The organism is Accumulibacter sp. (assembly GCF_029255125.1).
GTDB lineage: Bacteria > Pseudomonadota > Gammaproteobacteria > Burkholderiales > Rhodocyclaceae > Accumulibacter.
This window is the reverse complement of record NZ_JAPUVR010000063.1, coordinates 1-26,795: the sequence shown is the minus strand read 5'-3', so window position 1 is coordinate 26,795 and position 26,795 is coordinate 1. Positions and strand designations below refer to the sequence as shown.

The following is a 26,795-nucleotide window of genomic DNA, read 5'->3' as shown; positions in this document are numbered from 1 at the left end:
GTCACGGCTGGCTGCCTCCGGGCGGCTGGGCGCAGGCGAGTTGCTCATCGATCGCCAAGCCGACGCAGCTCGGCACGCCAGACACGCCCTGGAAGCGATTCACCGCCGCCTGCCCGACACGCGTTTCAGTGATCACGCCCTTGCGCAATTGGGCGGCGACGTTCTCATTCGAGTAGCCGCTCTCCAACTGCTCCCGACGCACCTGGTTCAGCACCTCGGCAAGGCCGGACTGGACTGCGCCGTAGGCCGACGTATCCTCGATTCTGAAGCCGTCGATGATGACCTGACGAACGGCCGTCGGCGCAAGCGATGACGGATAGACCAGGCGGCGGGCGACGACGCCAGCCGGGTCGACTCCGCCGGGAGCGGTCGTGGCGAAGTAGATCGGGACATCGCCACTCGACGCGTCCTGCTTGAACGGGTCGGCGGCGATCGTCTGCAGCGAACTGTTGTTGGCTACTCCGCCGACGGCGCCAAAGCTGAGCGAGATCGGCGATCCAAGGTCGCCGAAGTAGAAACCGCGCGGGCTGCCGACCGGTGGAGTGGCGTTGACATCGGCGATCACGAAAATCGACGGCAGTATAGAGAACGCGTTGTCGTCGCGTTGTTCGGGGTCGGTGGCGATGTTTCGCCCGTCGCGCAGTTGGCTTGCCCCGACGTGCGTCTGAATCTTGCCGCCACCGCCGTGAATCGTCCGTGCGAGCAGCAGAACCGTATCGGCGTCGAGCGCTGGCACTGGCGTCGTGGCGATCGAGAGGCTATCCGAGGCGATGGCGACGACGCTCTTCCGGTTGCTTGACTGCGTGGCATCGACTTCGCTAACCGCCGAAAGCGGGCCTTGCAGGCGATTGGTCAGACCATTCGGATGCGCCGGCGCGAGCCTCTCCTGCGGCGATGAATAGACCTCGATCAGCCCGCCTGGCCCGCTCTTGCCCAGCGGCTCCTGCCCGGCCAGCACGCTGGCGGCGCTGGCGCCGGCGGTCAGGTCGATCGACGCACGTCGGGCGACGAGGTTGAGGCTCACCTCGGGCGCACTCTGCAGCACGCTGCCAGCCGTCTGGTAGATGCTGCTACCGTAGACCGCGAGCGGCGCCGGCCGCCCGCTGGCATCCTGCACGGAGACCTTGGGAACCAGGAACGCCGGCATTTCCGCCTGGTTCGCGACAAGGTCTACGACCCCGGCACCCTCCAGAGAGAGCTGGCCGAGCTCGACCGTCGTTGCGCTGATCAGACGCGAGCGCAGCGCCGGCTGCACGCGCATCCGGCCGGCAAGCTGCAGGCGTTCGGCTGCGAGCTGCGTGCTGCCGGTGTCGAGCAGCACCGTCAGCGCGCCACCGGTCCGCACTTCGCTCTCCCCGGCGATCAGCCGCAAACCGCCGATGAAGCGGTTGTCGGCGCTGCCCAGCGCGACGCTGTACCCAGCCGCATCGATCGTCGTTGCCTGGCTGACCTGCAGCCCGGCCGTCTGCGTCAGCGGACCGGCGACGCTGATCGTCGCTTCCTTATTGACCACGGTTCGGCCGAAAATCATCCCGCCGGACTGAACGACCGACAACGCATCGAGCGTTCCGGCAATCGTCGTCTGACCTGGCGTGCTGGTCGTCAAGCGCCCGCCGACATCGGCCGCATGGACGATCGCACCACCGCCGGTGCTCAAGGTGGTGTCGCCGGTCGTCGCGACGCGGCTCGTCAGATCGCCGGCCGATCCCTCGCTGCGCGCCACGAGCGTGCTCGCCACGCCGGCCAGGTCGAGCGCACCGGCGAGCGCCCGCAGCGTCGTGTTGCCGGTCTGCAGCGTCGCCTGGAAGCCGTTGCGATCGGTGATCGACGTTGTCCCGGCGACAATCTCGATGCGCTGGAAATCGTTCTCGCGATGGTCCAGCTCGACGTTCTGCCCGACGGCGCGAATCGTCAAGGGACCGCCGGCAACGGACAACGCGGCCGTTTGGCTGATCGCCCCGCCCACCCCGACGATCTCGGCCGAGTCCTCGATGCGCGTCGGTCCCGGCCCGAAGCTGAGCTGCGCGCTGCGTCTGACCAGCAGGCTGCCAAAGTCTCCGGCGAGCGTCGTGTTGCCGGTCGTGTCGGTGCTCAGCCGACCGCGGACGCTCCCCGCGTGGCTGATTGCGCCACCCGTGCCACTGGTCAATACGGCATCGCCGGCGAGCACCGCGGTCAGACTGGTGAGCGCGCCACCGACGCTGTTGGCGATCAGGCGCGCCGCGCTGCCGGCCAGTTGCAGATCGCCGGCGAGCAGATCGATCGTCGTCTCGCCGCTTTGCAGTTGTGCGGCCAGCGTGTCCCGGTCGACAATGCGCGTCGTTCCCGCGCTGATGTCGACGCGACCGAAGTCGTTCGCCGGCAAGTCGAGCAGCACGCTTTGCCCGGGTGCGCTGATCGTCACGACTCCGGGGACGTTCAGCGGCGCCGACTGGCTGACCGGGCCCGCGCTGGCGACGACCAGATTGCTCGCGCTGCCGGCGAGTTCGAGGCTGCCGGCGAGCACCTGCAGGTGGGTATCACCCGTCTGCATCTGCACCGCCAGCGTATTCCGATCGACGACGCGCGTCGTCGCGGCCGTGATGTCGAGGTGGGCAAAGTCGTTCTCCCGGTCGGCAAGCTGGACGTTCTGGCCGGGTGCGCGCAGGCTCAGCGATCCGCCCACGGTCAACGCGGCCGCCTGGCTGACGGCGCCAGTCGCCAGTTCGATGCGCGCAGCGTTCTGGATGTGCGTCGTACCTGGCCCGAAGACCAGTTGCGCCGTCCGCTCGACCTGCAACTCGCCGAGGCTTCCTGCGAGCGTCGTGTCGCCAGTCGTATCGCTGCTCAGCCGCTGCCCAACGGCAGCAGCATGCGTGATGGCGCCGCCGCCCCGGCTGAGCAGCCGCGCCTGGCCAGCGACATTGCCGCTGCTGCCGATGGCGCCGCCGGCGTCGATCGTCAGATCGCCGCCGATCGCGCCGCGGTTGCTGGCTGCCGCCACGGCCGTGAGTTCGCTGTCGCCGAGCGTCGCGACGCTGCTGACCAGCGTGTCGGTACTGCTCGCGCGCAAGCTGTCGGCCGTTCCGGAGAGCACGAGAGATCCGTTGCTTGCGTGCACCTGCGTCGCGCCGGCAACCAGGGCGACCGACAGCGCAGGCGAAGCTGTCGTCAGATGAGTCGTTCCACCGCTTACGCTGAAGCTTCCGCGCAACTGATTGGCTGCATTGTCCAGGCTCATCGCCCCGCTTCCGCTGCGGCTCGTCAGCGTCGCCGAGTCGGCGCGGACGATTCCCAGGTAGGTTTGCCCGCCGACCGTCGATACCGTCTGCGCCGACCCGAGATCGAGTGTGCTCACCGCTTGCAAAGTCAGGCTGCCGAGGTTGCGCGCGCCACCGAAAAGCTTCAGCGTACCGCCGCCGTCGATGGTCAGCGACTGGTCGTCACCGCCGCCGAGCAGCGTGCGGCGGATTTCGAGCGAAGCGTCGGTGGGCACCGACAGCGTGGTGCTCTGCGCCAGGTTCAAGGCGCCGTCGATGATCGCCGCACCATTCACCAGCAAGCTGCCGCCAAGCAGACTGACCTCGTTGCCGAGCAGGATGTTGTTGACGCGCAGCGTGCCACCGGTCTTGACCTCGACGGCGCCGGAGCCGAGTACGCGGTCGCTCGTCTGGGCGATCAGAACGCCTTGCTCGATGATCGTCCTGCCGGTGTAGGAGCCCCTCGCCTCGACGAACAACTGTCCCGCCCCGACCTTGCTCAACGCCGCTGCCGGAGCGCCGGCAATCGCCCCTTTCAGCGTCAGCGTATCGTCGGCCTGCGGCACATTGATGCGCGCGTCGCTGGCCAGGAACAGCGGGCCATGATAGGCCGCATGCGTCCCGCTGCCGGTCAGCGCACCGGCTGCCAGCACCGTACCGCCGGCGCCGACTCCGGCGAGCCGCAGTTCCGCTGTCGGAGCGAGCGCCAGCGTTACATCGTGGATGTCGAGCGTTGCGCCGGCAGCGACGTTCACCGCTCCGCTGCCCAGCGCGTGACCATGCGCGGCGCTCAGAACACCGGCCGCGAGGTGCGTGCCACCGGCGTAGCGGTTGTCGCCGGTGAGGGTCAATTGGCCGGTGCCGGTCTTGATCAGGCGGCCCTGGGTAAGCGGCGAGACCTGCGAGTTCTCGCCGATCTGCCCGGCGAAAGTCGTCGGCACTTCCTGGTCGACGGTCAGCGTACCGCCATTCAGCCAGATTCGTGCCGCCGGTTCGCTCGCCGTCAGCGTGCCGATGCTTTGATCACGCCCCTGCAGATCGAGCACGGCGCTCCCCGTGCTCAGCGTCAGCGCGCGCTGCGCCGGCAGAACGTCGTCCGCGCCGGTCTCCAGCGTGCCGTCGACAATGAATGTGCCACCTTGATAAGTCTTCTGCGGACCGGCCAGTCGCAAGCTTCCGGCGCCCAACTTGCTGAGCGCGCGATCGCCGCCGGCAAGTTGATCGATCGCCCCGCTCAGCGTCAGTCGATGATTCGCCTCGGGCACACCGATTCCGGCATCCGTGGCGAGAACGACCCGGCCATCGTAGCTCGCGTTCGCCCGGCCGATCAGCGCGCCGCTGCCGCTCGCGCCCTGCCCGGCGATCTGGATCTGCGGGTTGCGGCTCGCTGCCAAAGCCACGTTGTCAAGCTGCAGAACGGCCCCGGCGAGCACCTCGACCGTTCCTCCGACACCGAGCGAGCGCCAATCGGCAACCGAGAGCATGCCCTGTGCGACCACCGTGCCCCCGGCGTAGCCCTTGGCCTGGCCGCCCAGCAGCAAAGTACCGTCACCCAGCTTGCGCAAGCCGTACGGCGTGCTGGCGATTCCCCCGTTCAAACTGAGCGTGGCGTCCGCAGCGGCGACGCCGATCTGCGTGTCCGCGCCGAGGACGAGCGCCCCGTGGTAAGCCGCCGCGCCGGAAGCGCGCAAGGCGCCCGCGCCATCCGGGCCGCTGCCAGCCAGCGTCAGCTTGCTCGTCGCGCCGGAGAGGAGCAGCGTCACGTCGTCGATCTGCAGGCTGGCACCCGGCTTGACTTCGGCCGAACCGCTGCCCAGCGCGCGCGCACTGGCGACGCGGACGATACCCGCGTCGACCACGCTGCCGCCCCGGAAATTGCTCGCTGCGCCGGCCAGGACGAGCGTCGCCGGGCCCAGCTTGGTCAGCTTGTAGCCGGCATTACTCGGGCTGGCCGAAATGTCGCCGCGCAAGGTCAGCGTGTCAGCGCTGCCGTCGCCACCGAGCGACGCGTTGGCCTGCAGCGTGACCGGCCCATCATACGCCGCCTGATGCGGCGCCCCACCTGGCCCGAGACCGACGGTCAAGGCGCCCCTGCCCTGGTAGCCGTTGCCGGCCAGCGATAGACCGCCGTTCAGGGTATTGAGCGTAAAGGAACCGGCAAGGTCCACGCTGCCGCTCGCGACGACCAGGCGGGACTGCGCGTCGAGCGAATTCGCCTGGGTCAGCGCGAGCACGCCCTGGCTGACCGTCGTCGTCCCGTCATAGGTGTTGGCCTGAGTCAGCGTGAGCCGGCCGTTGCCGAGTTTGCTCAGATTGCCGCCGCTGCCCGCCAGCGTACCGGCAAAGACGGCATCGTCCGCCTGGTTGACGTACAGCCATCCGCTCGTGCCCAGATTGACCTGCGCGCCAGGCACGCCGCTCAGTGTGCCGACATGCTGTCTCTTCCCGTCAAGATCGAGCAGCGCCGCTGCACCCGTCAGGCTGAGGCGGCCATCGGATGGCAGTACATCGGCGGCTGCGGTGAGTAGCGAACCCTCGATCAGTTCGGTCCCGCCACGGTAGTCCTTGGTCGGCCCGGAGAGCTTCAGCCTTCCCGTACCCGTCTTGCTCAGAACGTAGGCAGCCGCCCCGACGTCCTGAGCGATCGCTCCGCCCAGCTCGAGCGTTCCGCCGGAGCTGACGCCGATGCGCGTCGATCCGCTCAGCGTAATGGCACCGAAATAGGCCGCGCTACCCGCCGCAGCCAAGCGCAGCGCGCCCACACCGGCCCCGTCGCCGCGCAACGAGAAGCCGCCGGCCAGCGTGTTCAGGGTGAATGCTCCGGCGAGTTCAAGCGCGCCACCGTCGACGACCAGCGCCGAGTTCGCATGCAGCGCATCGGATCGGGTCAGCGCGAGTATCCCGTCGCTCACCCGCGTCGTTCCGCGATACGCATTCGCGCCCTGCAGCCTCAGCGTGCCGGCCCCGTCCTTGCTCAGGCTGCCGTTGCTGCCGCCGCTGATCGTCCCCGCGAAATCGAGCGCGGAGCCCTCGGGTACGCGAACGGTCAGCGTACGCTCGCCGAGAACGACCTTGCCGGCGCTGCTCGGTGCACCACTCGCCGCACCCCCGCTCAAGCCGGCAATCTCCTGATTCTGGCTCGCCGCGGAAATGTCGACTTCGGCACCGACGCCGCTCGCCAGGGTGACGACCGAGCCGGCACCCAGGCTTCCCGCGCCGCTCACTTTCAGCGTCCCGCCGTTGATCTGCGTCGCGCCCGTTGCACCGTTTGCGCCGCTCATTTCGAGTGTGCCGGCGTCGATCGTGGTGCCGCCGAGGACACTGTCCGCGCCACTCAGGAGCAGTCGCCCAGCCCCGCTCTTGCTCAGCGTTCCCGCCCCCGCGATCCGACCGCCGAAGGTAGCCAGCGGGCCGGCGGGAACGTTCACGCTCAGGCTTCCCCCGGCGAGCGCGACGCTTCCCGTTCCGAGCAGGCGACCTATGCTCTGTGTGGTCGCATTGAGGTCCACCGTCCCGCCATTGACCGTCAGGTCGCTGCCATTTGGCCCGCCCGAGAGCAGGAGATTCGACGCCGAAAAGGCGAGCCGACCCGGACCTTCCTTGACCAAAGACGCTGTGTGCAGCGGCGATCCCTGGATCAGCGATCCGTCCGGGCTGCTCAGATTGATGGTCAGCGTTCCGCCAGCGAGATCGACGACGCCCGGCGCAACGACCGCCGCCGCGCTCAACGTCAGCGCGCCGCCGGCGGTCGCCAGGCGAAAACCGCCGGCGTCGATCTGGTTTCCGGCAGTGATCGTGACCGAGCTGGCCGGCGACCCCGTACCGCTCGTGCCGAACGACACGTTCTCGCGCAAGTAGATGTTGCGCGAAGCCTGCAAGGTATAGCGGGTATCCGAGCTGAAGCTGGCGGTAGAAACGAAGTAGCCGGCCAGCGCGGCGGGATCGGCCGGATCCAGCGCGACGAAGGGGTTGACCGTCAGGCTGGTCTCGCCCGGCTGTTGCGCTCCGCCGACATACAGATCGCTCGGGTCGAGCAGCAGCGACCCTCCCCTTCCGTGCGCCGCCGAGGTGTCCACGCGTCCGTCGAAGTGCAGCCGGTTCTTGCCGGAGACCTCGACGAAACCGCCGTCGCCTCTGCGTTCGCCGCCTCTGGCCGAGATCGCTCCCGAGAAGCGCGTCCAGTCGTCCGCCCAGACAATCGCTCGGCCGCCGTCGCCGCTGACCAGCGCGTCGGCAACAATGCGCACGTCCGGACCGACGTAAGTCTGTCGCGCATTGCGCTGTCCGCCTTGGCCCTGGTAGTCGCCGCCGACCAGAACGCGCCCCCCACCCGTATCGCCCGAGGCGTCTATCCGCGCGCCGGCGAACAGACCGACCTTCTCGCCGAGGACGCTGACCTGCCCGCCCGATGCGCCCGGCTCGGCGCCAGCGGCGTCGAGCTGGCCGCTGACGCTGAGCACGCCGCTGGCGCCAGCGTCGAGGAAGATTTCGCCATTGCGCAGACGAGCGCCGCGCGCGCGGACGATTCCGTCGACGTTGAGGACCGTGTCGACCAGCGCTTCGCGCGCGCTCGCCTGCAGCGCGACGCGTCCGCCGTCGGCCTCGATGCGTCCCTGATGGTGTACCAGCGCGCGCGCTGCCGCCGCATCGACCTGGTAGCGGACCAGGCCATCGCCGTGGAAATCGACAACGATCCGCTCGCCGGCGATCAGGCCGGTTGTGCCACCGGGCGTGCTGATCGATCCGGCGTTGATCACCTGCGTGCCGAGTAACGAGACGCTGCCGCCGACTGGCGTCTCGATTCGCCCATCGTTACGCACGACCGCCACTGCACCTGGCGCGCTGCTGAAGCTCAGGCGTCCGTCGAGCAGCTCGCGCGGATTGGCGCTCAGCGTCCCGGCAATCAGGTTGCCAACGTGGACGACGGCCGACGCGCCGAAGTAGACGCCGGCCGGATTGATCAGGAAGACCGAACCCGGGGCGCTGATCTGCCCGAGAATCTGCGACGGGTCGTTGCCGGTGACGCGGTTGACGGTCAGTGCGCTCGCCGACGGCTGATTGAAGCGCACCGATTCGTTTGCCGCAACGTTGAAGCTGCGCCAGTCGAGCGCCGCCTTCGCGCTACTCTGATTGACCAACAGTGCTGCCGGGCCACTGCGGCTGACCGTCGCCTGCCCGGCGACCAGCAGCGGATCACTCGGCAACGCCAGCGCACTGCCGGCGAAGGCGAGGAGAATCGCCCAGGCCAGCGGGTGCAGCGCGCTGCTCGACGGTGCCTGCTCTCGGCAGATTGCGGCGTTCGCCGCGAATGGCTGCGCGCGCTGCGGGTACTGCGTTTGCTTGGTCATGGACCTCCCCAGGTCGTCTTGCTGCATGTCGCGCCTTCGTGGCGCCTGTCGCGATACCGGGATCGCCTCATCCCGAGACATTCGCCGACCTCAGACTTAGAAGGAGCGGCTGATCTGCACGTACGCGCGCGGCCGGCGATCGAGCTTGTCATTGACCAGATCGCCCTTGGCGCGCCAGGCCAGGCTGCCCTGCGCCGACCACGTCCTCGCCGTCGCCCAGTTGAGTCCGACACCGTAGCCGGATAGCGTTCGCGTGTTCTCGGTGTTGCTGGCCGGTAGCGGCGGATTCCTGTCGAGGGTCGAACGCCCCCAGTCGACAAAAACCGAGCCGACCAGCGAACCCGGTATCTTGCCGCCCCAGTTGGGCAGCGCATAGCGCAATTCGAGCGCCGCCAAGTGCGCTTCATCGCCTGGCGCTTCGCCGACGGCGAAGGCGCGCACCGCGCTTGGCCCGCCGAGGCTGAACTTTTCGCTGCTGTCGAGGCGATCGCGCGTGAATTGGCCCGAGTAGCGCAGGAAGACGAGAAAGCCGGAATCGCCCAGCGCGTGCAGGCGGGAGAAATAGGGGTTGATCTTGCGGAAATGACCGACCGGCGTGCCGACCGCCGCATTCCGATTGTCCAGCGTGCCGTAGGTATAACCGAGCGAGAAACTGTTGATTCCACCGCCGAGCAGCGAGTCGCGCAGATCGCCAGTGAGCGTCAGCAAGCTCGCCCGCGAGCGCCGGTCGATGCGCGCGGCAGCGTCCGGATTGTCTTCAAACTCCTTGTAGTCGTAGCCGATCTGCACGAAGAGATTGAAGTTGCGCGAGCGGGCAATCGGGTAGAGAACGAAAGCCAGCGCGTCGAGCGCCGTGCCGTAACCCGGTGGGATGCCCTCCTTGCTCAGCAGCGTGTACTTCAGGCGGGACAGCGTCACACCCAGGCGCAGCCCATCGCTGCCGACCGGAACGACATAGCTGAGTGAGCCAAAGCGAATACCCTGGTCCTGCCCGTACATCGCGCGTAGCGACAAGGCGTCGCCGACGCCGAGTGGCGAGCCGACGACCACGTTGCCGCTCAGACGAACCGTTCCGGTGTAGCGCGACCCCATGTCGTCCACCTGCGCCTGCCCGCCGAGTATTGCATCGGGCTGAACATCGACCACCAGATCGGCCGTTCCCGGTTCGCTGCCCGGGCGTATCGTCGAACTCGCACGCACGCCGTGCAGGTCGTTGATCAGGAAGAGAACACGCTCCAGATCGCCGGTGCGCAACGTCTGCCCGGGTTGCAGACGATCGAGGTAGGCCTGAATCCGGCTGCGCGCCACCGGCGTCGCCTGGTCATGGTTCAGTTCGATCTTACCCAGCCGTCCAAGCAGAACGACGATCTCGACGATGCCGTCACGCAGCTTCTGCTCGGGAATGTAGGCCTGCGCCAGCAGGTAGCCGCGTGCGTTGAGATAAGCCTTCACCGTCGCCGCGGCATCGAGTAGATCCTGAAAGGTCTTCTCCCCGCCAGTGAAACGCGCCAGTTGGTCGATGATCGGCGCCATCTCCTCGGCCGGAACCCCGCTCAGCGTGAAGCCCCGGATGTCCATTTTCAGGTCTGGAACGTCGGCCAGTTCGGGCTTGTACGCAGGCAACTGATTGTCCACGTCGGGCACCGGCAGGTTCGGCGGCAGCGGCGGACCCTGAATCTGGCGAAGGATCTGGCCGGCGTCCTGCTGCGCGCGCGCCAGCGGTAGCGCCGCGGCAAAGACAGTGACGGCAGTCACCAATGCGACAACCAAGCCGCGGACACGCCGGCGCTGGCAGCCGGTCGATACGCTTTGGAACGGCTCGACCGACATCCTGCCCTCTCCCCGCGAACCATTGATATTGCTCATGATAACCTGCGTTTTGTCGGCTTGTACAGAGCCGCTCGGGCGGACCATCCGGGCTTGGAAGAGGCGGCGCACGGCCGACCGGCGGGCGACCCACGGCTGCCGGCGGTGGCCAAGCCGCAACGTCAGCCGGCATCGGCCAACTCCGCGCAATTGCTATACTGCGCGTCGCAGGTCCGGAATGGCCTTGGCCAGCGGCACAAGGCCGCGCGTGTCAGCCTGCGGCCATTCGCTGCCGGTCGCCGCAACACCATCGATTTGTCAAATTTTCAACCGTTTGTCTGGACGCCTGAGGAGTACTGGTGCGAGATCGCCGGGTGAGGACAAGTGCTCCAGCAACAACGGAAGCTGAGCTTCAATCGGCCCGCCGACGCGAGTTTGCCGGCCGTGCTTGGCGCGCGCTGCTCGCGCTCCTGCTCGCCGGCAAGCCGTTTGGCGCGCGCGACGCCCTGGCCGAGCCGGCGGCCGGCGCTGCCAGCGAAGGGGCGCCGGGAAGTCGCCTGGCGCTACTCGTCTGCTGCGGAACGTATCCAGCCGGCAAGAACATCTGGCCGGCGCGCAAGAACGGCCGCGACCTGGAGGCTGCGCTGCGCCGACACGGCTTCGCGGTCACGGTGGAGAACGATCTCGACCGCGCAGCCTTCGCCAACCGCCTCGAGCGCTTCCGCCAACGCTTGCGCGCCCTGCCCGACGATGGGCGGACGGTCGGCCTGATCTATTTCTGTGGCCACGGCATGCAGTTCGAAGGACGCAACTACCTGCTGCCGGCACAGGTCGCAACCGACGACCCGAAAGCCAGGGAAAAGTCGATCAACCTGCAGGACGACGTGCTGACAACTTTTCCGCAGCGCTATCCCGGTCTCGGTATTGCCATCATCGACGCCTGTCGCGACGGCTTGTCAGCACAGGAAAAGAGCGGCGCGTTCAACTATTCGAGCGCGCCAACCGGCTGCCTCGTCGCTTTTTCAGCCAGCGCCGGGCAGGTTTCGTTGTCGCCGAGCGATCCCAACCAGAACAGCTTCTACACTCGCGAACTGGTCCGAACCTTGAACGAAGTCGGCGACGAAACACCGATCAACGACATCTTCGAGCTGACCCGCCAGCGCGTGCAGCAAACGATGTCGTCGCACACAGTTGAAATTGTCCGTCGTCTTGCCCAACGGCCGCACATCACCGCCGGACAGACCGGCATCTTCCGCCTCGGGCGGCAGCGCGGCGCCCTGGAAGCACGCAGCGCCGAAGATGAGGCATATGCCCGGCAACTGACGCTGCTGGCCCCGGCCGACATCCGGCGTGCCGCCGAGGAATTTCTCCGCACCTACCCGGGCAGCAAGTACGAGACACAAGCCCGCGTCGCCCTCGCCGGCGCCGACGACGCCCTGCGCGCCTTGTCGAGCCGCTTCGTTCGCCTGTCCACCAGCGCCTTTACCGCGGCGCGCGGCGATGATCGATTCAGCGAGGATCTGGGCAAAGCGTTGCGCGGCGACAAGGATGCGGCAGCGCGAATTTCCGAGATGTATCGCCTGGGCAGCAACGGCCTGACGGCGAACCCACTGCGTGGCGAACAGTGGCTGCGCTACTCTGCCCTGCTCGGCAACGCCATCGCCTGCTACGAGCTTTATCGCCGCCTGGCCGAGAAGTCCGATCCAGACGCCGAGTTTTTCGGTCCGGAAGCTGAACGACTGGGCTATCAGCCACCGAAAGGCCTCTGCGGATCACGCAAATCGGAAGCCTGTTGAAATCCGCACCGGCGCTCCGCCGTGCCACCTCGGCGGCGTGCCGGATGCTGAGGAAACGAGCATGTGCGATGTATAATCAAAAAACGTCCAAATCCTGAAGGAGGCGGGTTGGACAGGTCGAGCCAGGCGACGATCGGCGAGTTCGCCGTGTATCCGCGTCGATCGGCCTTTGTTCTTAGATCAATTGGAGAGGCCCATGATCACCATCAAGTTCCGCACGCTTGCTTCCTTTTGCGCCTTGCTCGGACTGGCAGCGCTGGCGTCGCCAGCCCTCGCCCAACCGCCCGACGAAAGCGTGGAGATCAGCGCGGAACTGACGCCAGAAGCCATCGAAAGTGGCCTTTTCCCGTCGGCAGGCAACAGTGACGATTGCGCAGAAGCGGCCAAGGCCGGGTTCACCTGCGGGCAGATCGTCTCCCGGAGAGTATTTTCGCTCCCCGTCGGAATTTCGTTCGCCACCGGTTCGGCTCAGCTCAGCGAGGCGGCAAGGCGCCTGCTGGCCCAGTTCGGTCCGATCTTCAAACGCAACGAAGCATCCGGCAACAAGGTCGTTTTCGTCGGCCACACCGACATCACCGGTTCGGTGCAATTGAACAGACGGCTGTCGCAGCAGCGCGCCGAAGCCGTACGTCAGTATTTCCTCCGCAACTACGCGCTTTCCCCATCCTTCGCCAGCGCCATCGGCGTCGGCTCCGAGCAGCTCAAGGACAAGAGCGATCCCGCCAGCCCGATCAACCGGCGCGTCGAGATCACCGCGCGTCCGACGCAATAGCCCAGGCGCCGCGCCGAGGATCGGCCGGCTTGCAAGAACTCATCCAGCCGCACATCGCTCGATCAACCAGAGACAAGATCGGGCGAACCGCCGCCTGGCACCATACCGCCGACGCCGACGCCTCGACGATGCCTGGCGCAAAGCCAAGCGGTAATGGCGCGCCCCCAAGCGGCAGATCACCCCTCTGGCAGCCGGCCGCAGGCGCCCAACGATCAGCCACCGTCCAGGTAGATCGCGACGCGCTGGCTCTCCGCATCGGCCAGCAGTTGCACCGTCCCGGCGGGAACGTCGATCACCCGCACGGCGTCGGCCAGATAGCCTTGCCCAGGCAGGATTTCGGCCAGGCGGTTCGGCTGCGCGAGCAGGAAAGCCTCGTCGAGGCGATTGCCCTCCCGATCGGGAAACAGGGCGAAATACAGCATATCGGCTTCGATCAGCTCGTTGAGAAAATGCGTGCCGAGCGACACATCGGGGACGAGATTCCGGTTCATCGCAACGATCTCGCAGAGCGCGGCTACCCGGTTGATGTCGTTGAAGTTCACCGGCAGACCGAGCCAGGGATCGCGCGTTCCCCAGCGTCCCGGACCGAGCACGAGAAGCGTGTGCTGACCGCTCGCCTGGTTGATGCGACCGATCAGACGCGCCACATCGTGCCGCGCACCAAGGCTCATCGCGCCGTAACCGTCGGGCACGACATAGACCAGCCGGTCGGGATGCAGCTCGCGGCTCGGTCCGATCACCGCGCCCTGTGCCTCGATTGGCGCCGGCCGTTCGAAGCGCGGCGTTACGCTGGCGCCGCCATCGACGTTGCGCATCTGCACCGGGCGGCATTGCAGCAGATTGATGCGATATCCACCTTCCGGCAGCACGTTCAGCGCGAATTCGATTTCCACCGGATGACGATAGGCGGCATGCAGGGTTGCCAGCATGTCGCGCAGATCGGCGACAAAGGGCGTCTCGCGCAAGAGGCGATCGAAGGTCAGGAAGGCAGGCTTGCCCGCTTCTTCGCGTGTCGTGAACAGATCAAGCGGAAAGTCGGCCTGCTCGCTCACCATTTCGGCGAACGGACCGCTGACGACGCGGTCGGCGTCCAGGTCGATGGCATCCATGCGCCGCTGGGCGTGGCGCGCGATGTCGCCGAAGCTGGTTTCGGGCCGCAATTCCGGTGCGTTGAGCGCCACCAGCCGGGTGTAGTCGTCGTCCGTGCGATCAACGGCGCGCGTGCCCAGGCCAGCGACCAGCCGGATCACTCCCGCCTTGACGTCGATATGCGGGTTCCAGCGATATGGGTTCACCGACAGGCCGACACCGGCAGCGTGCGGATGAAAATAGGGACCGCCCGCCGTGCCTGACACGCGCATGATGAGCACGGCCATCTGTTCATTCTCGCCGAGCAGGCCGCGCCGTTCGCGGTAGCGCAGCGCCTGCTCGCTCATCGTGCTCGCGTAGACGCGACGCACTGCGTCAAGCAGGCTCTCCAGCCGCTTTTCCCACGGGCCGCGATTGGCGCAGAAGACGCTGTCGTACTGACCGGCAAAGGCGTTGCCGTAGCGGTCCTCCAACCGCGAACTCGAACGTACGATGAACGGCCATTCGCCGAAGTATTCCAGCATGCCTTCGAACTGACGTTTTACCGTCGGCGAGAAACGGCCGGCGAGCACGCGCGCGCGCGCTGCATCGACTTCCTGCAGGTAGGTCTCCGGAGCGCGCTGACGACGCCGTATCCACCACAAGCCGTTATGCACCATGAAGGTATCGAACACTTCGGCGCCGATATAAAAGGAATCGTGCGCTTCGAGCCGAGCTTCGAGCTGCGGCGCGTCGCGCCGCAAGACGGCGCGCGCCAGCAGCATGCCGAGCGCCTTGCCGCCGATCGTGCCGCTGCCGATCATCCGCGTGCGCGCCGTGAGCAAGTCGTCGAGCCGCAGGTATTCGTCGATCAGGCGCGCCATCGAAGGATCGACCGGGAAGAGCAGGCGACTCAGGCGAACGAACCACTCTTCCTCGGCTGGATCGGGAGAACCCGCCCGGCGCGCCGCCACCGCTTTCGCTGCAGAAAACTGGCGCTGCCAATGGCCGACGATGGCGTTGTCCTCGAGGCCGGGCCACTGCGAGTTGGCGAGAATCTCCGAGACGGTGCCGCTGTCGCGCACCGGACGAAAGCAGTCGCCGGTCTCCCAGGCGTGAATCAGGTTCATCACCGCCGTGGACCGATGCTGAACCTTGATGGGCCGCAGGTAGAGCTTGTCGCGGCACTGAAAGACGTCGATCAGAAACTGCGTCGTATCCGTGATCACGCCAATCGCCGCCGGCGCGTGACGGTTGCGGAAAACGCCGAAATAAGTGACGGTGTTGAGGTCGAACAGCCGCGGGCAGGTCAGGCGAAAGAAATTGCCCATCATGCGGTCCGACTGCCAGGCGTCGGCCAGGTGCGACAAGCAGTCGAAGACGTAGAGCGTTTCCCGGCCCGCGGCCTCGATGACCGAGTGCACCCGATCGACAAATGCGTCGAAGCCCTCGGCGGGGTCCGGATGGTACGTTTCGACCTCGGCGAGCAATGGCGGATGGTCGGCAAAGCGGAAGTAGATCAGCCGCATCCGCTCAGCGCGTGCAGCCGCAGCGTAGGGTTCGACGAGCGCCCGATACTTGTCGAGCGACTCGACCTGCCAAACGATATTGTCGCCCGGCCGTACCCCGTGCAGTACGCCGTCGAGTCCCGTCAGGCCTGTCGTGGGATGGAATCTGGTGACCATGATGGGTGCCTGCTCCTGCGCTGAGCCGGGTCAGTCGAATGGCGAACAGGGCCGGCAAGGCTCAGGCCGCAGACAGGCGCGACTGCCCAGGATCCACTTCGCCTGTCGGTGGCCCGACATCGTGCAGTTCCCCTGCCAGCTTGTCAATGAAAGCGCGGAATTGATGCATGGCCGATGACGTCTGCGCGTCCACTCGGTCGGCGGGCGGGACCCTTTGACGGACAACGGGAGAAAGCGGCCATCGCCAGCGAGAGGTTGCCGCATCAGGCGCCCGGCAAAGGCCCATGCGGCCGGACGAGGGTCGCTGCATGCCCCGACGAACAGCTTGCACATGCACCAATTCGGGGCATACAATCCTTCCTTGCTTGCCGCACTGCAGCATTCGAGTGCCCAAGCTTTAGGGATTATTGACAACGTAAATGGGGGCTTAGGATGAAGTACAAGGATCTATCCAGTTTCATGGACTACGTGCGGGCGCGCGACCCGAATCAGCCGGAGTTCCTGCAAGCCGTTCAAGAGGTGATGGCCAGTCTGTGGGGCTTCATCAGCAGCAATCCGCGCTATGCCGAGTCCGGTCTGCTCGAGCGCCTGGTCGAACCGGAGCGGGCAATCCAGTTCCGCGTTGCCTGGGTCGACGACCATGGCGACACGCATGTCAACCGCGCCTTCCGCGTTCAGCACAGTTCAGCGATCGGACCCTTCAAGGGTGGCATGCGCTTTCACCCCTCGGTCAATCTGTCCATCCTCAAGTTCCTCGCCTTCGAGCAGACCTTCAAGAATGCACTGACGACGCTGCCGATGGGCGGCGGCAAAGGCGGCTCCAATTTCGATCCAAAAGGCAAGAGCAGAGGCGAAGTGATGCGCTTTTGTCAGGCGCTGATGATCGAACTGTATCGCCACCTGGGCCCGGACACCGATGTCCCGGCGGGCGATATCGGGGTCGGCGGCCGCGAGGTCGGTTTCATGGCCGGCATGATGAAGAAGCTGTCGAACAATGCGGCCTGCGTGTTTACCGGCAAGGGTCTTTCCTTTGGCGGCAGCCTGATCCGGCCCGAGGCAACCGGTTACGGGGTCGTCTATTTCGTGCAGGAGATGCTGGCGCGCAAGAACATGTCGTTCGAAGGAAAACGCGTCTCGGTTTCCGGCTCAGGCAACGTCGCCCAATACACCATCGAAAAGATCCTGGAGCTCGGCGGCAAGGTGGTGACCTGTTCTGATTCGGATGGCAGCGTGATCGACGAAGCGGGCTTCACGCGCGAGAAGCTCGATGCGCTGATGGACATCAAGAACAACCATTACGGCCGCGTTGCCGACTATGCGAAGCGCTTTGGCCTCCAGTACGAGCACGGCAAGAAGCCCTGGATCGTGCCGGTCGATATCGCGCTGCCGAGCGCAACGCAGAACGAGATCGACGGCGAAGACGCCAAGGAACTGGTCAAGAACGGCGTCCAATGCGTCGCCGAAGGCGCCAACATGCCATCGACGCTCGAGGCGGTCGAAGTCTTCCTCGCGGCGAAGATCCTCTATGCGCCGGGCAAGGCCTCGAACGCCGGCGGTGTCGCCACGTCCGGCCTGGAGATGACTCAGAACGCCGAGCGCCTGCCGTGGGAACGCGACGAAGTCGACGCGCGTCTGCACCTGATCATGACCGACATTCACAACAACTGCGTGCGTTACGGCGAGAAGAATGGCTTCGTCAACTATGTGGATGGCGCAAATATCGCTGGTTTCGTCAAGGTGGCCGATGCCATGATGGCGCAGGGCACCTACTGACCGCGCGCGAGACGGATTCACCGCCTTGGCACAGACCTCGTAAGCAAACGGGCATCCGGGCGTTTCCCGGATTGCCCGCGAAGGCCATGCCGACACGGAAGGGGGCCGACAAGCGCCCGCTTCCTCCTCCCTGCTTTCCTCCTTTCCTCCCGCTCTTCCGGATGGCGACCGTTGCACTCGGCAGCGCCCGCCTTGTCGCCACCCCGGCAAAGCTTGGCGCCAGCTCGACCGCCAGTCGCGCGACCACCTGATCGGCGAACGAATCGCCTTGCGCAAGACGCCCGTGCCCAGACGTGCGAGCGCCACGAACAACGCTAATGCCGGCCCTGCGTTCAGAGCGTCGCACGTCTTCACGGGACATTGAACGCCGGATGGCGGTCACCCTGCTCAGCGGCCTTTTCGGCGCCGGCCAGACGACTGTGCTCAACCAACTGCTTCGCCAACCGGGGATGGTGACGGCGGCGTGGGAACCGTCGTCTACGTGACGCATGTCGTGCCGCAAACTGGCAGGGCACGCCGAAGCGGTCAAGCAGATCGCCATGGCCGACCGCCTGCTGATCAGCAAGTCCGACCGTGCTCCACCAGCGCAAGTGGCTGCTGTCCGGCGCACCCTGGCCCGCCTCGATCCGTCGGCCGAGCAGCTTTGCTCGCACCACAGCGAGCTTGCCACAAGCGCCTTGGCGAACTGCGGTTCTACGATCAGGGCGGCAAAGTGCCGGATGTCGCCGCTGGTCATGCTGCGCGTTACGCCGAACCGGGTCGCAAACACGCCGCCATCCGGAAAAGGCAAGCACAGCTTGCCCGCGAAGCGCGCCTACGGCGCACACCCGCCATTTCCTTCTCTGCGCCGACGGTTTTCCCGGAGCTGAATAGAAAAATAGTTTTATACTGATTCCTTATGGTCTTTTTCCGGGGAAGGATCATGCTCGCATGGGGGAAGTTGCTGCTCGACGAGGAAGGCGCCGTGGTCGATCGTCTGTCGCTGACCGACCATTGCGTCGACGTGGCGAGCGTCTTCCGCGAGCTCTGCGATCTGCCCGCGATACGCCGTAACCTCGAGCGTGAGGCGGGCCGACCGCTGAGCGGGATTCACCTCGACCGCCTGGCGGTGTTTGCCCTGCTGCACGACATCGGCAAGTGCAACCACGGTTTTCAGGCCAAGGAGGATGCACGCGCGCAGTCCGTCGCCGGTCACGTGCGGGAAGTGGCTGCCCTGCTCGCCGATGAAGACCTGCGCCAGCAGGCCGTCGCCGCGCTCCGCCTGGAAGACATGCTGTGCTGGTTCCGCGACCCGCAGACCGATCTGTTGCGGATGCTCGTCGCCAGCGTCTCGCACCATGGCCAGCCGGCGTTTGTCTGGGACGCGCTGGATGGACTCGCGGCAGCGCGCGATGCGACGTTCTGGCGCAAGAAGGACGCGTATGACCCCTTCGTCGCCTTGGCACGACTCGGGCGGGCAGCGCACGAGGCGTTTCCGCTGGCCTTCGACGGACAAGCGGAAGCGCTCGAACTGACACCGGCCCTCGAACACCGGTTCGCCGGCCTGCTGATGCTGGCCGACTGGCTGGGATCGCACCGGGAAGCTTTCTTCCCCTTCCATCAGGCGGGCAGCCGCATTCCCTGGGCACGCCGACAGGCCCGCCGGGCTTTGTCCGCGGTCGGCCTGGACATCGACCAGGCGCGGCAATCCTTGGCGAATGGTCTGCCGTCGTTCGCCCAAGTGTTCGGTCTCGCGGCCGAACCCAAGCCGCTGCAATCGGCGCTGGCCAGGGCCGATCTGCCGCCGCTCCTGATCGCCGAATCGGACACCGGTTCGGGCAAGACCGAAGCCGCTTTGCTGCACTTCCTGGCGCTTTTTGCTGCCGGTGAAGTCGATGGCCTGTATTTCGCGCTGCCGACGCGGGTCGCTGCGCGCGAGATCTACGGCCGCGTCGAAAGCGCCATGCGCCGGACGTTCGGCGAGCGCTGCCCGCCGGTGCTCCTCGCCGTACCGGGCTACGCCCAGGTCGATGGCGAGCCTGCCGGAATGCTGCCGGCGCATGGCCAGCTCTGGCACGAAGCAGACCAGGCGCGGCGCGAGCGCGCGTGGTGCGCCGAACGGCCGAAGCGTTTCCTCGCCGCGGCGGTCGCGGTCGGCACCATCGACCAGGCGCTTTTTTCCGGCATCCAGGTGCCGCATGCGCACCTGCGCGCCGCTTGCCTCGACCGCTCGCTGCTCGTCGTCGACGAGGTGCATAGCTCGGACACGTACATGTGTTACCTCAGCCGGCGCGTGCTCGCCCGCCACCTGGCGGCGGGTGGCCGGGCGCTCCTGCTTTCCGCGACCCTGGGCAGCGCCGCGCGCGCCAAGTACCTCTCGCCGGCACAAAGACCGTCGGGCATGGACGATTTCGCGACCGCCGTCGGCCAGCCCTACCCGGCCCTGTGCGCCCCCGGAAGCGCGTTGCGCCGCCTGCCCGACCCTGACGCGCGCGCCAAGCGAGTGCGCATACGCGCCCTCGGCACGATGGACCAACCCGAGGCTTTGCTACCCGGACTGCGCAGCGCGATCCTCGCCGGCCGGCGGGTCATGGTCGTCCTCAACACCGTGGCACGCGCGATCGCCCTCACCCGTCTGGCCGATGCCGACCCGCTCCTGCGCGCAGCACTGTTTGCGGTGAATGGCCAGGCCTGCCCACACCACGGGCGTTTCGCCCGCGCCGACCGGGAGTTGCTGGACAAGACAGTCAGCCGTTGCCTGGGAAAAGGCTCGCCCGCCGGCGCCGTCCTCCTCATCGGCACCCAGACGCTCGAACAGAGCCTCGACCTCGACGCCGATTGGCTGATCACTGACCTCTGCCCGATCGACGTCTTGCTGCAGCGCATCGGCCGTCTGCATCGGCACGACCGGGGTCCGCGACCGGAAGCGGAGTGCAGCGTCCTCCTGCCCGAGGAACCCGAGCTTTCGTCGCTGCTCAGGAACGACGGCGAGGTCGGCCGTGGCGGCATGGCCGGCCTCGGCTTTGTCTATGAAGACCTGCGCATCCTGCAACTGACGCGCGATTGGGCGGTCGGCGAGCCGCCAATCGAAATCCCGCGCGACAACCGTTTCCTGGTCGAGTCGGCCACCCATCCCGAGCGTCTCGCCACCCTGACCGCGCCGAAGTGGAAGGCGCATGCCGACCGGCTGGAGGGTCGCGAATACGCCCAGGCAAGCGCCGCCGACAGCGCGCTGATTCCCGACAAGCCCTTCGGCGACTTTCGTTTTCCGCACGGTCTCGAAGCGAATCTATCCACCCGCCTGGGCCTGAACGACCGCACGCTTCGCCTGGGCGGACTGCATGGCAGCCCTTTCGGCCTGGACATCGACGAGATCAACCTGCCCGGCCATCTGGCCGGCGGACTGACCGCCGAAGAGGCGCACGCGGTGAGGTCCTGGCAAGACACCCTGTTGATCGATGTCGGTTCGCTGCACTTTCGTTATTCCCGTTTTGGTCTGGAGAAACGTGATGAATCTGCTCCTTGATCCGCTGTTCCGCGTTCGCCTGCCCGAGCAGACGATGCGGGTCAGCCTGCCTGAGCTTCTCGCCCTGCTCGGCGACGACCGGGTGGAGAGTCTTCCCGGCGTGCAGCGCCACCAGGAAGACGCCCTGCATATCTTTCTTTGCTATCTGGCCGGCGCCGTACTCGACCGCCAGGGCCGACAGGAACCGGCGCAGAACGCCGAGTTCTGGCGTGCTGGCATCCGCCTCCTCACCCGGGCCGAAGGCTGCGACAACGACGACGCCTGGACGCTGGTGGTCGATGATCCCACCCGTCCCGCCTTCCTGCAGGCGCCAGCCTCGAGTCACGCGGTATTCGACCGCGACTACAAGCCGAAGGCCAGCGCGCCGGATGCGCTCGACGTGCTGCAGACGGCGAAGAACCATGACGTCAAAGCGGCGCGCGGCCACAGCGACGAGGCCGAGGCGTGGTGTTTGGCCCTGCTCACGCTGCAAACGCAGATTGGCTTCCTGGGCGCCGGCAATCAAGGCATCGCCCGGATGAATGGCGGCTTCGGGAGTCGGCCCTGCGTCGCCTGGCAGCAGTGCCGACGCCCGGGCGCACGCCTCGCGCGCGATCTTCCCGTACTCCTTGCACATCGCAAAGTGCTGTTGGCCGAGCCCCACCCCTATGTTGCAAACGGCCGCGTTCTCCTCTGGATCGTCCCTTGGGATGGCCAAGACAGCCTGGCGCTCGCTGCGCTCGATCCCTTTTTCCTGGAGATCGCGCGGCGTATTCGCCTGGTTGCCAGCGCCGGCGGCTGGCAGGCTTTGGCCGCCACCGCGTCCGTCCCGCGCGTTGCGGCCAAGCCGCAAAAGGGCAACCTGGGCGATCCATGGATACCGATCAACACCAAGACCGGTGGCGCGCTCACGGTGCCGGCCAGCGGACTGACGCCAGACCTGCTGCGCAACCTGCTTTTCGCCGACGGCGGCTTTACTCCAGCGGCGATGCAGGAAGCGCCGACCGGCCAGGGTGCCGGCTGGTTCTCCGCCGCCGTGTTCGTGCGCGGCCAAGGGACGACGGACGGCTTTCACGAAGCCGCCATCCGCGTTCCGGAAAAAGCTCGCCGCGTCCTGGTCGGCGCCGGGCCAGCCCGCGATCGTCTGGCCGGCTTGTCGAGGACGGGATTGGAAACGGCCTCCGCGATCCAGTACAAGGCGCTGCAACCAGCGCTCTTCGCGCTCCTGGAAGGCGGCCCCGAAGCGATCAGTATCGACAAGCGGGAGATCAAGCAATGGGTGGAAAGCGCAGCCGCGCCCTTCGTCCGCGACTGGAACCCGCGCTATTTCGATTGGCTATGGTCCACCCTCGAGCAGCCCGACGATACCGCCGCGCTGCAACCCTGGTTCGACATCCTGCGCGCCTTGGCCGAAAGCACGCTCGAGCGCGCCTTCGCGCGCGTCCCGCTGAGGAGCGGCCGCAACTACCGAGGACAGACCCGCGCCCGCGCCCTGTTCTTCGGCTCCCTGAAGAAAAACTTCAAGCACTACATGGAGGTAAGCAATGAACTCTCCTGAACCCCGCGGGCCATCCGCGCACGTTCCTGCCTTGGCGCGGGCACTGGCCGACCCGCATTTCTCCAACGGCGAGCGGGCGGCGTTGAAGCGCATGGCGCTGGATGGTCCGGCGCCTTTGGCGCTGCACCGCTTCATCCTGCGCCAGGTCGACGAAGCGTGGCAGGGCGAGCACTGGACAGCGCGCTGGCGAACCCTGGTCTGTGCGCTGGCCATCCAGCGCGACGGCGGCTTCGATCCGACGCGCCCGTGGGGCCAGGCGTTGGCTGAAGCCGGCTACGCCGAAAGCCGCCTCGAACGCCTGCTGACGGCGCAAGGCGACGCGCTGCTCGCCTTCGCCCTGCGCGCCGCCCGCCAACTCGCCGCCAAGGGTCTCGCCTGCGACTGGCGACAACTGGCCGATCTCGTCTTTTCCGGCGCCGACAGCCGCGAACGGATCAATACCCGCATCGCCCGCGACTACTACCGCAACCTGAAGAAGGATTGACCTCATGTTCCTGCAAATACACACCCTGACCTCGTACGCCGCCGCCCTGCTCAACCGGGACGATGCCGGTCTGGCCAAGCGCATTCCCTTCGGCAACGCCGAACGCATGCGAGTCTCTTCGCAGTGCCTGAAAAAACACTGGCGCGACGACTTCCACCGCGCCCTGAACCTCCCTGGCGGAATCCGCTCGCGCCTGTTCTTCGAACGCGAAATCCTGGCCCGCGTGGTGTCCGCCGGCGTCGACGACGCCGTCGCCCGCAAGCTCACCGAAGGTCTGCTCAAGCGACTGGTTCAGGGCGGACAGGACAAGGACAACCCGCTGCGTCTGAAGCAACCCGTCCTCTTCGGCAAGCCCGAAGCCGATTATCTGGTCAGCCTGCTCACCGAGTGCGCCGCCAGCGATGCCGATCCGGTCAAGTTGCTTGACGAGCGCCTGAAGGCGGAAAAAGGCAATCTGCAAGCGATGTGGAAAGCCTCCGGCGTCAATCTGGTGTCCGGCGTCGAAGGAGCGATGTTCGGCCGCTTCGTGACCTCCGACATTCTGGCCCGTACCGATGCCGCGGTACACGTCGCCCATGCCTTCACCGTCCACGCGCTGAATACCGAAATCGATTACTTCACCGTCGTCGACGACCTCAAAGAGGCGGATGAAGATGCCGGTGCGGCGCACGCCGGCGACATGGAACTCGGCGCCGGCCTGTTCTACGGCTACGTCGTCGTCGATCTGCCGCTGCTGCTGGCCAACCTGTGCGGCTGCGATCCAGTGCAGTGGCGCGAACAGCCGCCGGAGGCGCTGCACGATGCGCGCGCGGTGCTGGAACGTCTGGTGCAAGCCATCGCCACCGTCAGCCCCGGCGCCAAACTCGGCTCAACCGCTCCCTACGCGCGGGCAGAACTGGTGCTGCTGGAAACCGGCGCCAGCCAGCCCAGGACGCTCGCCAACGCGTATCTGCAAGCCTTGAAGCCACAGGGAAACGCGCTGCAGCAGGCGGTCGATGCCCTCGGCCGCCATCTCGCCGCACTCGACGGCATGTATGGCCGGGACGAGCAACGCTTCGTCGCCTCCACCCAGAACACGGATCAGCTCGCCGACATCGCCCGCGTACCGTTGAAGGACAGCCTCAGCGCTGCGCTCGACGCACTCTTCGGAGCCGCTTGATGGACGCGCTGATTCTGCGTTTCGACGCACCGCTGATGAGCTTCGGCGGCGTCAGGGTCGACCAGCACAACGTCAGCGAGCGCTTTCCCGGGCTTTCACTGTTTGCCGGCCTGCTGTCGAACGCGCTCGGCTGGCACCATCGCGACGGCGATCGCATCGGCCACCTGCAGGAACGACTGGTCGTCGCCTCGCGCTGGGACATCCTCGGCGAAGCCATCGTCGATTACCACACGGTCGATCTCGGCCAGCCGAAGATGCGTGAAGCGGGGTGGACCACCCGCGGCAAACCGGAACATCGGGACGGCGGGCCGGATGCCAGGTTCGGCACGCACCAGCGTTACCGTCACTACTGGGCCAACGGCGTCCTGACCTCCGCCCTGCTGCTCGCCCCCGCCGACGACAGCCCGACGCTGGAGGCGCTGGAAAGCGCCCTGCGCCGACCGGCCCGGCCCCTCTTTCTCGGGCGCAAGACGTGCCTGCCCGGCGCACCGATTCTCCTCGGCCGTCGAAGCGGCACCGACGTACTGTCGATTCTCAAGTCCGTACCGCGCGCCACGTGTGCGCACCGCCCGGCGCCTCCGGCCATGGCCGCGCGCTGGCCGGCCGACCTCGGTCAGGCGCGCGAGGAGCAGATCCGCCCGATTCATGACCAGCGCGACTGGCACAATCAGTGGCACGCCGGCAGCCGGCAGGTTGCCGAAGGGCTGATCACGGAGACGCCGTCATGTACATGATCGACCTCCCCCTCGATCCCGCCGCCCTGACCCGCTTCGCCTGGCGGCACGGCCACGGCGGCGGTCGCGCTCCGCTTGACGAGGACTTCGGCTACGCGGCGCACGCCTGGCTGGCTGCCGCACTCGGCGAGCAGGCGCCGCGCCCTTTCCGGCTGATCGAAAACCGTACCGGCTTGCGTCTCCTCGGCTACGCCAGCGTCGGCGTCGATCGACTCGCCCGGCGCGCCAAGGATTATGCCCTGCCCGACGCGTTCAGCGTCTGCGACTGGCCGGCCGCAGCAAGCAAGGAAATGCCGGCCGTCTGGACAAGCGGCCGCCGCCTCGGTTTCGAACTGCGCGCGAGCCCGGTCGTTCGCGGCGAGCGGGAAAGGGATGCCTACCTGGTGGAAGTCGAACGGGCTCATGCCGAGGGCCGTGAACCGGCGGGGCGCGCGGAGATCTATGGCCAGTGGCTCGTTCGCCAGTTCGGACGCGACGGCGCCGCCCAGGCCACCAGCGAAGCGGTCTCACTGATCGGCTTTCGCCGGGTACTGACGCTGCGCCAATCGCGCACCGGCGAAGCAGGACGGCGCCGCGGAGTAGAACGGCCGGATGCGTTGTTCTCCGGCGAGTTGACCGTCCACGATCCCGAAGCCTTCGCCCGTCTTCTCGAACGCGGCATCGGTCGGCATCGAGCCTTCGGCTTCGGCATGTTGCTGTTGCGTCCCCCGGGCCCGGCGATACGCTGAAATGGCGGGATTGCTCGTCGGCCGCCTCGGCCTGGCCGAGGCACGCATTCCGCATGTCGATCGCCATGGACTCGTCTGGCTCGCGCGCGGCCGCCTGTTCGTCGAGGACGGGACCCTGCGCTTCATCTGCGCCGAGTCGGACGAGATGAAAGCCGGCGACTATGCCATCCCGTACCAGAACGTCTCGCTCGTCCTTCTCGGTCCCGGCTCAACGGTCAGTCACGACGCCCTGCGCATTCTGGCCCGCCACGGTACGCTACTGGCCGCCGTCGGCGAAGGAGGAACGAAGTTCTACACCGCCCCGCCGATGGGCCAGGCGCACAGCGATGTCGCGCGCAAGCATGCACGTCTATGGGCAGACGAAAAGGCCCGGCTCGACATCGCGCGCAAGATGTACGCCGTGCGCTTCGGCAAGATTCCTCCACACCGGGAAATAGCCGTGCTGCGTGGTATCGAAGGTGCCCGCATGAAGGAAATCTACCGCATCCAGGCCGATCGCTATCGTCTTCCCTGGGAAGGCCGTCGCTACGATCGCGGCCGGCCCGACGACGCCGATGTCGCGAACCAGGCGATCAACCATGCCGCCACCTTCGTCGAGTGTGCGGCAGATGTCGCCGTAGCAGCAGTCGGCGCACTTCCCCCGCTCGGCTTTGTTCACGAGGATTCGAACAATGCATTCACCTTGGACATTGCCGACCTGTACCGAGCCGAACTCACCATCCCGCTGGCTTTCAAGGCGGCGCGACATTGCTTGGATAATCCCTGCCTCAACCTGGAAAGAACCCTGCGCAAGGAAGCTGCCGTCGAGTTCCGCCGCAGCAAGCTGATCCCGAAAATGATCGACCGTATAAAGGAGTTGCTCAGTGTCGATGACGCTGGTCGTGACGCGCAACGTCAGTAACCGCAGCCGGGGATTCCTCGCCTCATCCCTGCTCGAACTGGCTCCCGGCGTCTACAGCGCGCCGCACATTTCCCCCACGGTACGCGAACGCATCTGGGCCGTGCTCACCGACTGGTTTGCCTTGGAAAAAGATGCTTCGGTCGTCATGGTATGGGCCGACAATACCGCACCTTGTGGACAATCCGTCCGCACACTCGGCGTTCCTCCCGTCGAAGTCGTAGCAATAGACGGACTCCTTACAACGCATCGCTCGACTGATC

At 66.5% G+C, this 26,795-nt stretch carries 16 protein-coding genes; 13 read left to right on the top strand and 3 right to left on the bottom strand.

From position 1 onward, the window contains the following. Window position 1 precedes the first annotated feature (1 nt). Both Q1L59_RS03085 and Q1L59_RS03080 read right to left on the bottom strand, forming a co-directional pair. Entirely contained in the window at window positions 2-8,587 is an 8,586-nt protein-coding gene (locus Q1L59_RS03085) for an autotransporter-associated beta strand repeat-containing protein (protein WP_300327890.1), read from the bottom strand. 96 nt (window positions 8,588-8,683) lie between these two features. Next, window positions 8,684-10,342: a ShlB/FhaC/HecB family hemolysin secretion/activation protein gene (locus tag Q1L59_RS03080; RefSeq protein ID WP_300327888.1), complete on the bottom strand. Its 1,659-nt coding sequence runs from the start codon at window positions 10,340-10,342 to the stop codon at window positions 8,684-8,686. Window positions 10,343-10,396: 54 nt separating this feature from the next. On the opposite strand from Q1L59_RS03080, the gene Q1L59_RS03075 reads away from it, so the two are divergent. The 3 genes from Q1L59_RS03075 to Q1L59_RS03065 all read left to right on the top strand — a co-directional run bounded on the left by Q1L59_RS03075 (window position 10,397) and on the right by Q1L59_RS03065 (window position 12,961). Further along, complete coding sequence (locus Q1L59_RS03075) at window positions 10,397-10,771, top strand: hypothetical protein (RefSeq protein WP_300327886.1); 375 nt, start codon at window positions 10,397-10,399, stop codon at window positions 10,769-10,771. Then, a complete protein-coding gene (locus Q1L59_RS03070; RefSeq protein ID WP_300327884.1) occupies window positions 10,768-12,189 on the top strand; it encodes a caspase family protein in 1,422 nt (473 codons plus the stop codon). The genes Q1L59_RS03075 and Q1L59_RS03070 overlap by 4 nt, the downstream gene beginning before the upstream one ends. Window positions 12,190-12,385: 196 nt before the next feature. Continuing rightward, window positions 12,386-12,961 carry an OmpA family protein gene (locus Q1L59_RS03065; RefSeq protein ID WP_300327882.1) on the top strand — a complete coding sequence of 192 codons (576 nt, stop codon included), beginning with the start codon at window positions 12,386-12,388 and terminating at the stop codon, window positions 12,959-12,961. A gap of 212 nt (window positions 12,962-13,173) precedes the next feature. Here Q1L59_RS03065 and Q1L59_RS03060 read toward each other — a convergent pair whose 3' ends face one another. Further along, entirely contained in the window at window positions 13,174-15,714 is a 2,541-nt protein-coding gene (locus tag Q1L59_RS03060) for a PEP/pyruvate-binding domain-containing protein (protein ID WP_300327880.1), read from the bottom strand. A gap of 432 nt (window positions 15,715-16,146) precedes the next feature. Between Q1L59_RS03060 and gdhA the strand changes: the two genes are divergently transcribed. The 10 genes from gdhA to cas2e form a co-directional block, all read left to right on the top strand. After that, window positions 16,147-17,487, top strand: coding sequence for an NADP-specific glutamate dehydrogenase (gdhA, locus tag Q1L59_RS03055; protein WP_300327878.1), 1,341 nt, complete (start codon window positions 16,147-16,149; stop codon window positions 17,485-17,487). 488 nt (window positions 17,488-17,975) lie between these two features. Then, window positions 17,976-18,356, top strand: coding sequence for a hypothetical protein (locus Q1L59_RS03050; RefSeq protein WP_300327876.1), 381 nt, complete (start codon window positions 17,976-17,978; stop codon window positions 18,354-18,356). A gap of 53 nt (window positions 18,357-18,409) precedes the next feature. After that, window positions 18,410-20,992 carry a CRISPR-associated helicase Cas3' gene (gene cas3, locus Q1L59_RS03045; RefSeq protein ID WP_300327874.1) on the top strand — a complete coding sequence of 861 codons (2,583 nt, stop codon included), beginning with the start codon at window positions 18,410-18,412 and terminating at the stop codon, window positions 20,990-20,992. Continuing rightward, window positions 20,976-22,529, top strand: a complete 1,554-nt coding sequence (casA, locus tag Q1L59_RS03040; protein ID WP_300327872.1) for a type I-E CRISPR-associated protein Cse1/CasA — start codon at window positions 20,976-20,978, stop codon at window positions 22,527-22,529. The genes cas3 and casA overlap by 17 nt, the downstream gene beginning before the upstream one ends. After that, complete coding sequence (gene casB / locus Q1L59_RS03035; RefSeq protein WP_300327870.1) at window positions 22,516-23,013, top strand: type I-E CRISPR-associated protein Cse2/CasB; 498 nt, start codon at window positions 22,516-22,518, stop codon at window positions 23,011-23,013. Before casA ends, casB begins: the two co-directional genes overlap by 14 nt. 4 nt (window positions 23,014-23,017) lie before the next feature. Beyond that, window positions 23,018-24,172 carry a type I-E CRISPR-associated protein Cas7/Cse4/CasC gene (gene cas7e, locus Q1L59_RS03030; protein ID WP_300327868.1) on the top strand — a complete coding sequence of 385 codons (1,155 nt, stop codon included), beginning with the start codon at window positions 23,018-23,020 and terminating at the stop codon, window positions 24,170-24,172. Then, complete coding sequence (gene cas5e / locus Q1L59_RS03025; protein ID WP_300327866.1) at window positions 24,172-24,906, top strand: type I-E CRISPR-associated protein Cas5/CasD; 735 nt, start codon at window positions 24,172-24,174, stop codon at window positions 24,904-24,906. The genes cas7e and cas5e overlap by 1 nt, the downstream gene beginning before the upstream one ends. Beyond that, window positions 24,897-25,634, top strand: coding sequence for a type I-E CRISPR-associated protein Cas6/Cse3/CasE (cas6e, locus tag Q1L59_RS03020; protein ID WP_300327864.1), 738 nt, complete (start codon window positions 24,897-24,899; stop codon window positions 25,632-25,634). Before cas5e ends, cas6e begins: the two co-directional genes overlap by 10 nt. A 1-nt stretch (window position 25,635) precedes the next feature. Continuing rightward, window positions 25,636-26,535: a type I-E CRISPR-associated endonuclease Cas1e gene (cas1e, locus tag Q1L59_RS03015; RefSeq protein ID WP_300327862.1), complete on the top strand. Its 900-nt coding sequence runs from the start codon at window positions 25,636-25,638 to the stop codon at window positions 26,533-26,535. Beyond that, window positions 26,504-26,795, top strand: a 292-nt coding sequence (gene cas2e / locus Q1L59_RS03010; RefSeq protein WP_366145618.1) for a type I-E CRISPR-associated endoribonuclease Cas2e, incomplete at its 3' end; no start/stop codon positions are given. The genes cas1e and cas2e, both read left to right, overlap by 32 nt.

Excerpts from the sequence above, each read along its gene's own strand:
- casA (WP_300327872.1), top strand. The coding sequence starts at position 20,976 with ATGAATCTGCTCCTTGATCCGCTGTTCCGCGTTCGCCTGCCCGAGCAG.
- cas5e (WP_300327866.1), top strand. The coding sequence starts at position 24,172 with ATGGACGCGCTGATTCTGCGTTTCGACGCACCGCTGATGAGCTTCGGC.
- cas7e (WP_300327868.1), top strand. The coding sequence starts at position 23,018 with ATGTTCCTGCAAATACACACCCTGACCTCGTACGCCGCCGCCCTGCTC.
- casB (WP_300327870.1), top strand. The coding sequence starts at position 22,516 with ATGAACTCTCCTGAACCCCGCGGGCCATCCGCGCACGTTCCTGCCTTG.
- Q1L59_RS03085 (WP_300327890.1), bottom strand. The coding sequence starts at position 8,587 with ATGACCAAGCAAACGCAGTACCCGCAGCGCGCGCAGCCATTCGCGGCG.
- cas3 (WP_300327874.1), top strand. The coding sequence starts at position 18,410 with ATGCTCGCATGGGGGAAGTTGCTGCTCGACGAGGAAGGCGCCGTGGTC.
- cas1e (WP_300327862.1), top strand. The coding sequence starts at position 25,636 with ATGGCGGGATTGCTCGTCGGCCGCCTCGGCCTGGCCGAGGCACGCATT.
- cas6e (WP_300327864.1), top strand. The coding sequence starts at position 24,897 with ATGTACATGATCGACCTCCCCCTCGATCCCGCCGCCCTGACCCGCTTC.
- Q1L59_RS03050 (WP_300327876.1), top strand. The coding sequence starts at position 17,976 with ATGTCGTGCCGCAAACTGGCAGGGCACGCCGAAGCGGTCAAGCAGATC.
- Q1L59_RS03065 (WP_300327882.1), top strand. The coding sequence starts at position 12,386 with ATGATCACCATCAAGTTCCGCACGCTTGCTTCCTTTTGCGCCTTGCTC.
- Q1L59_RS03060 (WP_300327880.1), bottom strand. The coding sequence starts at position 15,714 with ATGGTCACCAGATTCCATCCCACGACAGGCCTGACGGGACTCGACGGC.
- gdhA (WP_300327878.1), top strand. The coding sequence starts at position 16,147 with ATGAAGTACAAGGATCTATCCAGTTTCATGGACTACGTGCGGGCGCGC.